At 58.0% G+C, this 8,733-nt stretch carries 8 protein-coding genes; 6 read left to right on the forward strand and 2 right to left on the reverse strand.

Going from position 1 to position 8,733, the window contains the following annotated elements; translation table 11 throughout:
• Positions 1–106 precede the first annotated feature (106 nt).
• Together WCA53_RS19205 and mug are read left to right on the forward strand one after the other, a co-directional pair.
• On the forward strand, positions 107–1,144 hold the full coding sequence (locus tag WCA53_RS19205) for a GlxA family transcriptional regulator (RefSeq protein ID WP_423914208.1): 1,038 nt from the start codon (positions 107–109) through the stop codon (positions 1,142–1,144).
• On the forward strand, positions 1,141–1,671 hold the full coding sequence (mug, locus tag WCA53_RS19210) for a G/U mismatch-specific DNA glycosylase (protein ID WP_423914187.1): 531 nt from the start codon (positions 1,141–1,143) through the stop codon (positions 1,669–1,671). Before WCA53_RS19205 ends, mug begins: the two co-directional genes overlap by 4 nt.
• On the opposite strand, the gene WCA53_RS19215 is transcribed toward mug, so the two are convergent.
• Together WCA53_RS19215 and WCA53_RS19220 are read right to left on the reverse strand one after the other, a co-directional pair.
• A complete protein-coding gene (locus WCA53_RS19215; protein ID WP_423914192.1) occupies positions 1,632–2,564 on the reverse strand; it encodes a LysR family transcriptional regulator in 933 nt (310 codons plus the stop codon). The two genes, mug and WCA53_RS19215, sit on opposite strands and share 40 nt — an antisense overlap.
• On the reverse strand, positions 2,557–2,799 hold the full coding sequence (locus tag WCA53_RS19220) for a hypothetical protein (RefSeq protein WP_423914194.1): 243 nt from the start codon (positions 2,797–2,799) through the stop codon (positions 2,557–2,559). The genes WCA53_RS19215 and WCA53_RS19220 overlap by 8 nt, the downstream gene beginning before the upstream one ends.
• Before the next feature lie 123 nt (positions 2,800–2,922).
• Here WCA53_RS19220 and WCA53_RS19225 point away from each other — a divergent pair, with 123 nt between their 5' ends.
• The 4 genes from WCA53_RS19225 (at position 2,923) to WCA53_RS19240 (ending at position 7,955) form a co-directional block, all read left to right on the forward strand.
• A complete protein-coding gene (locus tag WCA53_RS19225; RefSeq protein ID WP_423914196.1) occupies positions 2,923–3,597 on the forward strand; it encodes an antibiotic biosynthesis monooxygenase in 675 nt (224 codons plus the stop codon).
• Between the two features lie 105 nt (positions 3,598–3,702).
• Entirely contained in the window at positions 3,703–5,328 is a 1,626-nt protein-coding gene (locus WCA53_RS19230; protein ID WP_423914198.1) for an MFS transporter, read from the forward strand.
• A 12-nt stretch (positions 5,329–5,340) separates the two neighbouring features.
• Positions 5,341–6,417, forward strand: a complete 1,077-nt coding sequence (locus WCA53_RS19235; RefSeq protein WP_423914200.1) for an HlyD family secretion protein — start codon at positions 5,341–5,343, stop codon at positions 6,415–6,417.
• Complete coding sequence (locus WCA53_RS19240) at positions 6,414–7,955, forward strand: efflux transporter outer membrane subunit (RefSeq protein WP_423914204.1); 1,542 nt, start codon at positions 6,414–6,416, stop codon at positions 7,953–7,955. Before WCA53_RS19235 ends, WCA53_RS19240 begins: the two co-directional genes overlap by 4 nt.
• Positions 7,956–8,733: the final 778 nt, after the last annotated feature.

Genomic DNA, 8,733 nt, shown 5'->3' on the forward strand with positions numbered 1-8,733 from the left:
ATACAGATTAGTAGGCTTCGCCCGGTTGTTCGGCTTAAGCCAAACGACGCCAAACGAAATCGCCGGTATCGGAAACGGGCTTACTCACTCCACGAAGGGTTACGGCATGAAAGTCGCCATTGTTATATTCGATGGTGTGCAGGCGCTCGATGTTGCGGGCCCCCTGGACGTGTTCGCGGAAGCAAACACGATTCTTTCCGAACAGCAGAAATACGAAGTCTCCCTGGTGGGACCCCGGTCCGGCAACGTGACCTGCTCGAACGGCATGCAACTTTCCGTGCCGTATGGCTATGCGGATATCGACACGCAATGGGACCTGCTACTGGTCGCGGGAGGCCCGCAATTGCCCGACGCTCACCCGTCAGGCGAGTTTCTGACGTGGCTGCAAAAGCAGGCGCTACACGCGAAACGGTTTGGCTCGGTTTGCAATGGGGCATTCGTGCTCGCACACGCGGGGCTGCTTGACGGCAAGGAAGTGACGACTCACTGGGCGGATGCAGGTCGCCTCGCCCAGGAATTTCCGCAGGTGTCTGTGCAGCCCGACAAGATCTTCGTCCGTGACGGACGCCTCATCACGTCGGCGGGTGTGACGGCTGGCATCGATCTTTGTCTGTCGCTGATCGCCGAAGACTGGGGACACGAGCTGGCGGTGCATGTCGCAAAACGGCTTGTGGTCTATATCCAGCGGGAAGGCGGCCAGTCCCAGTACAGCCCGTATATAGGAACAGGATCGGGGAGGGACGAAGATCCAATTATCCGCAAAGTGCACCGATACGTGACTGAGCATATAACCGATGCTTTATCCATCGAACAGCTCGCAGGCGCGGTTGCCGTGAGCCGGCGGACCTTCTCGAGATTATTTGCCAAGTATGCAAAGGTGACGCCGTCCGTGTTTGTCGAGCAGGTTCGCGTCGACAGCGCGAGGAAGCTGCTCGAAGACACGGATGCACCACTGAAGACCGTGGCATTTAAATGCGGCTTCCGCAGTGCCACGCATATGCGCACGACCTTTTCCCGACGGCTAGACGTAACACCCAAACAATATCGGCAACGATTCCGCGGCGGAGTAGACACAGACAAAGAGCCACGGGTCGAGAACGGTGCCAACATGCAGGTCTCTTTTCAAGGGCTAGCTCATCTGTGACTGACGTTGATTCCCCACCCTCTCTTCCTGATCTTCTTGAACCGGGCTTGTCGCTCGTATTTTGCGGAATCAATCCGGGAATGCGTGCGGCGTCGACAGGTCATCACTTTGAGGGCCGGGGAAATCGGTTCTGGCGGGTCATGCATCTTGCAGGTTTTACGCCAGAACTGATTCGTCCCGAAGACGACCACACGGTTCTTCAATATGGCTGCGGTCTCACAACGGTGGTCCCGAGAGCCACCGCGCAGGCCGCCGAGTTGTCGCGATCGGAGATTGAACTGGCCGGGGATGATTTTCGGCGAAAGATTGAGCAGTACGCACCGAGGCACATCGTTTTCCTTGGAAAGATGGCGCTCTCGGCAATCTCCGGCACACGAAATATAGATTGGGGGCGACAGACTCAGCCTTTCGGCGGCGCACACGCGTGGGTCGTACCCAATCCAAGCGGACTGAACAGGGCGTTCAACCTCGATGCGCTCGTGGCCGCCTACCGGGAAGTTCGCATTGCAGTAGCGTCCACGCCCTGAAGGTGCGCGTTCTTGCGTAGTGTCTCGGTAACGAATTCCGCGAATGCACGAATCTTGCCGCTGGCGCTTCGCCGCTCTATATGCAGCAGGCTGACGGGGGTCGACTCGGGTTCGAATGACGTCAGGATGGGTTGCAGCGTCCCATCGGCTACTTCGAGAGCCGCCTGGTACGACAGCAATTGCGTAATCCCCACACCCTCAAGGGCGGCGAGAACGGCAGCGGGACCCAGGTCGACAATCATCCGCGGCCTAAGTCTGACAGGCAACCTCGAACCATTCTCGTTAAACACCCACTCAAGCGGAAGCGAGATGCCAGTGAAGGAAATACAGTGGTGATTGGTCAGGTCCCTGGGGTGAAGGGGTTCCCCGTGCTCGGCGAGATAAGAGGGCGCCGCGTACGTCCGACGCCGCACAAAACCCAATGGAATGGCGAATGTCGAGGAGTCGCCAAGGTGGCCGACGCGGATAGCGATATCGACACCTTCCTCTAGCAGCCGCGTGGTTCGATCGGCGTACACCGCATTGATGCTGACGTCCGGATAACGCAGCACGAACGCATTGATCAGTGGGGCCACATAGCGCTGGCCAAACAGGATCGGTGCAGAAACGGTCAACGTACCTACGGGCTTGAGTTGATCCGCCGCGATGTTGGCTTCCGCGTCCGTGATGGCGTCCAGCACCTTCCTGCAAGTTTCCAGGTAGGTCATACCCGCGTCCGTCGGACGGACCGTTCGAGTTGTCCGGGCCAGCAGATGTGTGCCGAGGCGGGTCTCTAGCGAACCGACCGCCCGCGAGGCCGCGGCGGCCGACATGCCGAGTTTGTCTGCCGCGCCAGTAAAACTGCCCCGGTCGACAATGGCGACGAAAACTTCCATCTCACGCAATTTATCCATTCCGCTTCTCACCCTGATCACGATTTCCAGACGTCGTGATTTTATGCGTTGAGATCCGCACGGTGACGATCCGCGCCACCGAATAGCTAAAAAAAGACGCGAAATGTCGAACACTGAACGCGGTCGGGATGGCACGAAGCGGCGGTTTGCGATTTTCATCGTGGAAAAAATTCGGCTTGGCCGTTTTTTCTGAAAGGGACTTTTTCCAATAATGACGGTTATCAGCTGCATCCATGAGCGGTTGGCAAAATTCGCAAATTCATTGGCCCAATATCTAACTAGCTTAGCCTCGTATGAGTATGGTCTATCTTGGACAATCAGTACTCTTCCAAAGCCAATCAAATGAAAGAGGTGCCCCATGTTTTCCGCAATGCTTGAAGTGAAGCCTATTCCCGACCAGCTCGATGTCTATCTCGGCATGGCCAAGATGCTGCGCCCTGAACTCGACAAGATCGACGGGTTTATCGACAACAACCGCTTTGCAAGTCTCACCCGCGAGGGATGGCTTCTTTCGCTGTCGAGCTGGCGCGACGAGAAGTCGCTTATCCGCTGGCGTACCGAGACGACCCATAACAAGATCATGCAAGCTGCGCGTGACCGAGTGTTTTCCGACTATCGGTTGCGCATTGGCCAGACCGTTAGCGACACGCAGATTCCTGCGGGACAGGTCTTGCGTGAGCAGCGCCTGGACGTCACGGAGACGGGCGAAGGCACCGCAGTGACGCTGCATGATGGGAAATTCTCGCCGGACTGGGTCAAGGAGGCAGGAGCCGACGCGGTGGCGAAAGCACTTGGAATTGATGCAAGCGCGCCTGGCCTCGTTTCGTGGGACGTATTCGACGCACTGTTGGCACCGGGCGACGTGATCGCGGTGGTGACGTGGCGCGACCATGCAGCTGCGCAAGCGTACTTGAGCAGTCCGACGACGGCGGATGTTTCGCGCCGGCGCAATATTCGCATCGTCCGGCAATACGGAATGTACGATCGCCGGGAAGCACCGAGCTACTTTAAAGAAGTGCAGCCCAAGCAGTAATTGGACCGCATTTTGTGATCCATGCCGGAGGATCTTCGCTTTTCATACGACCTCCGACTAAGATCTTTGGATGCCCTGTCGAAAATAAATAGCAACGGGACTCCTATGACTACAGGCAATTCTTTAACAACTGGAGGGGAAGCGCCGGCTGCTGCACAGTCGTCGCCAGCCGCTCCTGCGCCGGGGACAGTGGCTCCGGCGCAACCCGCGCCCGCACAATCCAAGCTTTCGCTTCGTCTGGTCGTCGGCCTCCTTGGTATGTTGTTTGCATCCCTATTGGCCATTCTCAACCAACAAGTCACTGCACTGTCGATGGCGGACATTCAGGGCGCGTTCTCGATTGGGCATGACGATGGAACCTGGTTGACCGCTTTGTTCGAGGCAGGTAATTGCGCTACGGCCGTGTTTGCTCCGTGGTTCGGGATTACATTCACGCTCAAGCGATTCACGATCGGCGCCATGATCGCGACCATGTTCTTCGGGTTTCTTTGTCCCTTCGCACCGAGCCTGCATGCGCTCTATGTGTTGCGTGTCCTGCAGGGCATTTCCGGTGGATGCATTCTCCCGATGTTGATCATCGTGGCGCTGCGTTATCTTCCGCCGAAAGTGAAGCTATACGGACTCGCCGGGTACGCGCTCACCGCGACCGTTGGACCGGCGCTCGGCGCTCCGCTCTCCGCTTTGTGGACCGAGTATGTCGGTTGGCAAATGGCCTTTTGGCAAATCGTGCCGCTTGGCATGGTGGCATGCCTGGCGATCCAGCAGGGGCTTCCGGCCGATCCGCTCAAACTCGAACGATTCCGGACATTCAACTGGATCGGGCTCCTGACGGGATTCCCGGCCTTCGCCATGCTCGTGATCGGCCTTCTGCAGGGGGATCGTCTTGACTGGCTCAATTCCGATTTCATTCGCGTGATGTTTATTGGGGGCGGGCTGCTGATGGTCACCTTCCTCGTCAACGAGTGGTTTCAGCCGCTTCCTTTTTTCAAGCTGCAGTTGCTTAAGCGCAGAAACTTTGCGCACGGACTGACGACACTCTGCGGCTTTGTAATACTGCTGGTTAGCGTGGCTGCAATACCTGGCCAGTTTCTCGCCAGGCTTCACGAATACAGGCCACTGCAAACTACGCCCTTGTCGTTGCTGGTTGCGGTCCCTCTATTGATCTCGCTTCCCCTGGCGGCTGCCCTCCTGAATCTACGGCGGGTTGACTACCGGTGGGTCATGGCGGTCGGGTTGGGCCTCATGATCACCACCTTCCTGATGGGGAGCTTCATCTCGTCCGAGTGGATCCGCGACGATTTCTACTGGCTTCAATCCATACAGATCATCGCTCAACCGATGATGATCCTGGCGATCCTGATGGGCATCACGACGGGCCTGGCTCCGACAGAGGGTCCATTTGCTTCGGCCATGGTCAACTCGCTTAAAACATTTGCTGCGGCTGTGGCAACGGCTATTATCGAAGGGGTGGGGACAGATCGCGAACGTCTTCACTCGAACATGCTCGTGGACCAGTTAGGCAACCACGCGCTTGTGACGAGCCAAAGCATCGACGCAACTCATGGTCTCGGCGAACTTGCACACCGGATCCACGAGCAGGCAGCGGTAATGACCTCGGCGGATCTCTATTGGGTGATGGCAGGTGTCGCTGTGTTTCTTCTTCTTCTCGTGCCAGTGCTACCCGTGCGTATTTACCCGCCGTGGTGCACTACGCCCCCCACTTCGCGTTAAGGGACGTTATTAATGTCATCCGTTGCTAAATCTCCCCTCAAGATCATTGCTGTCGTCGCCGTGCTTGTCATAGTCGGCGTTGTCGCATGGGCTTGCATAAGATTGTTAGGCACCTCCAAGACTGAATATACAAACGATGCTTATGTAGAGGCCGATTTCACCCTCGTGGCACCGCGTATCGCGGGCCAGATATCCGAGGTACTCGTCGAGGACAACCAATCAGTAAAAGCCGGGCAATTGCTGGTGCGTATCGATGACCGCGACTTCAAGGCCGCATTGATGAGTGCAGAAGCGGACGTGACGGCGGCAAAGGCATCGGTTGCGAACTACGACGCCGAGATCGCACGGCAGCCCTCGCTCGTCGATCAGGCGCGCGCAACGCTCAAATCCGACGAAGCGTCGATCGAGTTCGCGCGCGAAAACGCCTCGCGGTACCAGAACCTCTCGGAATCTGGTGCGGGGACGACTCAGGAGAAACAGCACGCTTCGAGCACGCTCGCCGAGCAGCTCGCGCAGCAGGCCCACGACCGGGCCGCGCTGTCTTCGACTCAACAGGATCTCGACGTACTGCGCACCGAGCGCGATAAGGCGGCCGGCGCGCTCGCACGCGCCCAAGCGGTCCTCGAGCAGGCAAAGCTCAATCTGTCCTACACGCAGATTCCGGCGCCGGTCGACGGCAAGGTTGGACGGCGTTCCGCGCGGGTTGGCGCATTCGTGACCCCCGGTGCACCGATTCTCGCGATCGTGCCACTGTCCGAAGCCTATGTCGTCGCCAACTACCAGGAAAACCAGATCACCAACATGCGGCCGGGTGACAGCGTGCGGATCAAGGTCGACAGCTTTCCTGGCGTCGTGATTCACGGCCGTATCGATAGTCTCGCGCCTGCTACGGGCGTGTCCTTTGCGCCTATCGCACCCGACAATGCGACAGGCAACTTCACGAAGATCGTCCAGCGGGTGCCTGTCAAGATCACTATCGACCACGGTCAAGATGCGGCGTCTGCTTTGAGCGTGGGGCTTTCTGTCGAAGTTGAAGTCGCCGTGGGTCGGCACGGCGATACGCTGGCCGAAGGGGGAGATAGAAAATGAAGGCGAACTACTCTTCCTTGCACGTATTGGTACTGGAGATATTGGCGTGCTTCGTGATAGCGGGCTGCACCGTCGGACCGGATTTCCAGCGTCCAACGTCGGCCACGCCGCCGCAAGTCTTTGATCGTACCCAAGCGGCGCAAGCAGCCAGCAAGGCCGTCGAGACACCGTTCAGCCGAGATTGGTGGACCCTGTTTAACGATCCCACGCTGAACGCGCTCGAACAGCAACTGGCCGACGCGAACCTCGATGTGGCGGCGGCGTCGGCGCGCCTTCGGCAAAGCCGGGCCGAACAGCGCGTTGCGGGTGCGGCGGAATATCCCACGCTAGATGGCAACGCGTCGTACAACCGCGAGCGCGGAAGTCCGAACGGCATTCTGGGCCTGCTCGGGGTCAGCCCAACCGGAACCCAATCGCAATCCGCTTCGGGTGCTACGCCGCTTGGCGTGGCGCCGTTGCCGGGCTCGGCGGGTTCGCCGGCTTACAACCTCTATCAATTCGGCTTCGATACCTCCTGGGAAATCGATATCTGGGGCCGCACTCGCCGCACGGTCGAAGCCGCGGCCGCCGAGGCGGACGCTACTTACGAAGACCGAAACGCCGTGTTGTTGTCTGCCCGCGCCGAACTCGCACGAGACTATATCGAGTTGCGCGACACACAGTCATTGCTGGCCATCGCGAGACAAAACCTTGATATCGCCCGCAATACCACGAAGCTCACGCAGATACGGGTGCATGAGGGTGTGACGACGGATCTGGACGTGGACAACGCTGCCGCGCAGGCCGCGTCAATCGAAAGTCTGATTCCGACGCTCGAAGCGCAAGCTGAGACCACGATCAACGCGATTGGCATATTGCTCGCCGAGGAGCCGGGTGCGCTTGCGAAAACGCTAAGTGAGGCGCATGACGTGCCTGAATTACCTGACCAGGTGCCCATCGGCTTTCCTTCGGAGCTCGTGCAACGCAGACCCGATATAAGGAAGGCGGAAGCGCAGTTGCATGCGGCTACGGCGTCGATCGGCATGGCAAAGGCAGACTTTTATCCGCGTATATCGCTCAATGGCAGCGCGGGTTACCAGAGTCTTCAGCTCTCGAATCTCGCTCACTGGGCGTCTGGACAGTTTGTTGTCGGACCAACCATCACGCTGCCGATCTTCGAGGGCGGAAGGCTCAAGGGGACGCTGCACCTGCGTGAGGCGCAACAGCAGGAGGCTGCGATTATCTACAAGCACATCGTGCTTGACGCCTGGCGCGAGGTGGACGATGCACTTGTGGTCTACGATGCCGAGCAGCGCCGCCGCGATCGGCTGACGCAGGTGGTCGCACTGAATCAGCGCGCGCTCTTGATAGCGCAGCAGCGCTACAAGGCTGGGGCAATTGATTATCTCGACGTACTGAATGTGCAAAGGCAATTGCTCGAAGGCCAGAGCAACCTTGAACAGAGCAGGGCGACCGCTGCGGCGAATCTCATCACCCTGTGTAAGGCGCTCGGCGGCGGCTGGGAATCGACTTACGCCGATCCATACGCCTCGCGTTGACGGGGGCACATGTAGCGTCTCTCGTATGTGTTCGAGGTTGCGTAGTTAGGGTAGAGTCCGATCAGGAGATCTATCCTGCTCGGACGAGGATGTCTCGTTCACGTCTGGCTGTTATGACCTCGACATACGGAGCGGCTACGCGCGCATTGGGTCGACGGAGAGGTCAAGACGCCGCGCAACGAATTCATCGCGCCTCTCGATTCGGAGGACTATCTAAAGTCAAATAGACGATGCGCGAGAGACCACCGGGCTTGAAGCAAGACGAGCCGTCCTTTGTAGGAAGTACTCTGGTGTTTTCTGCTAACGCGGTCTAAATGGTGAAAAAACTAATGTGGTCCAATTGACCATGCCATTTCGTCCCGGCCGCAAAAATCACGTCACGGTTAAAGGCATAAAGGTCGCGTAAATATTTCGTGCTACTGCGCAATAGAGCTTGTCTTTGTTTAGGCTTCGGCTACTCTTTTTCGTAGGAGAGTGCAGTCAATATTTGAGCGCCCATAGAAGCTGAGACCTCGGCCTGAGACTTCGGGCGGAGCCAGCGGAGGACCGCGCAATGGCTTTCAACAATGTGCGGTTCCTTCTATCTCGCCCCCGGCGCGATGGGCCGATACAGCGCAAATTTATTGCGCGGTACAACCGTGAACGCAGAAGGATTCTGTGAATCCTTAGTACACAACGTACGAGCCGAAGACAAGCGGGATATGCCATGAACCGATTTACCGACGTGCAGTCGCTTGCGACTATCGACGCAGTTCAAGTCGACCTTCCTGCGATTAAT

The organism is Caballeronia sp. (genome assembly GCF_049581465.1).
GTDB lineage: Bacteria > Pseudomonadota > Gammaproteobacteria > Burkholderiales > Burkholderiaceae > Caballeronia.

Excerpts from the sequence above, each read along its gene's own strand:
- WCA53_RS19205 (WP_423914208.1), top strand. The coding sequence starts at position 107 with ATGAAAGTCGCCATTGTTATATTCGATGGTGTGCAGGCGCTCGATGTT.
- WCA53_RS19215 (WP_423914192.1), bottom strand. The coding sequence starts at position 2,564 with ATGGATAAATTGCGTGAGATGGAAGTTTTCGTCGCCATTGTCGACCGG.
- WCA53_RS19220 (WP_423914194.1), bottom strand. The coding sequence starts at position 2,799 with ATGGATGCAGCTGATAACCGTCATTATTGGAAAAAGTCCCTTTCAGAA.
- WCA53_RS19225 (WP_423914196.1), top strand. The coding sequence starts at position 2,923 with ATGTTTTCCGCAATGCTTGAAGTGAAGCCTATTCCCGACCAGCTCGAT.
- WCA53_RS19230 (WP_423914198.1), top strand. The coding sequence starts at position 3,703 with ATGACTACAGGCAATTCTTTAACAACTGGAGGGGAAGCGCCGGCTGCT.
- WCA53_RS19235 (WP_423914200.1), top strand. The coding sequence starts at position 5,341 with ATGTCATCCGTTGCTAAATCTCCCCTCAAGATCATTGCTGTCGTCGCC.
- WCA53_RS19240 (WP_423914204.1), top strand. The coding sequence starts at position 6,414 with ATGAAGGCGAACTACTCTTCCTTGCACGTATTGGTACTGGAGATATTG.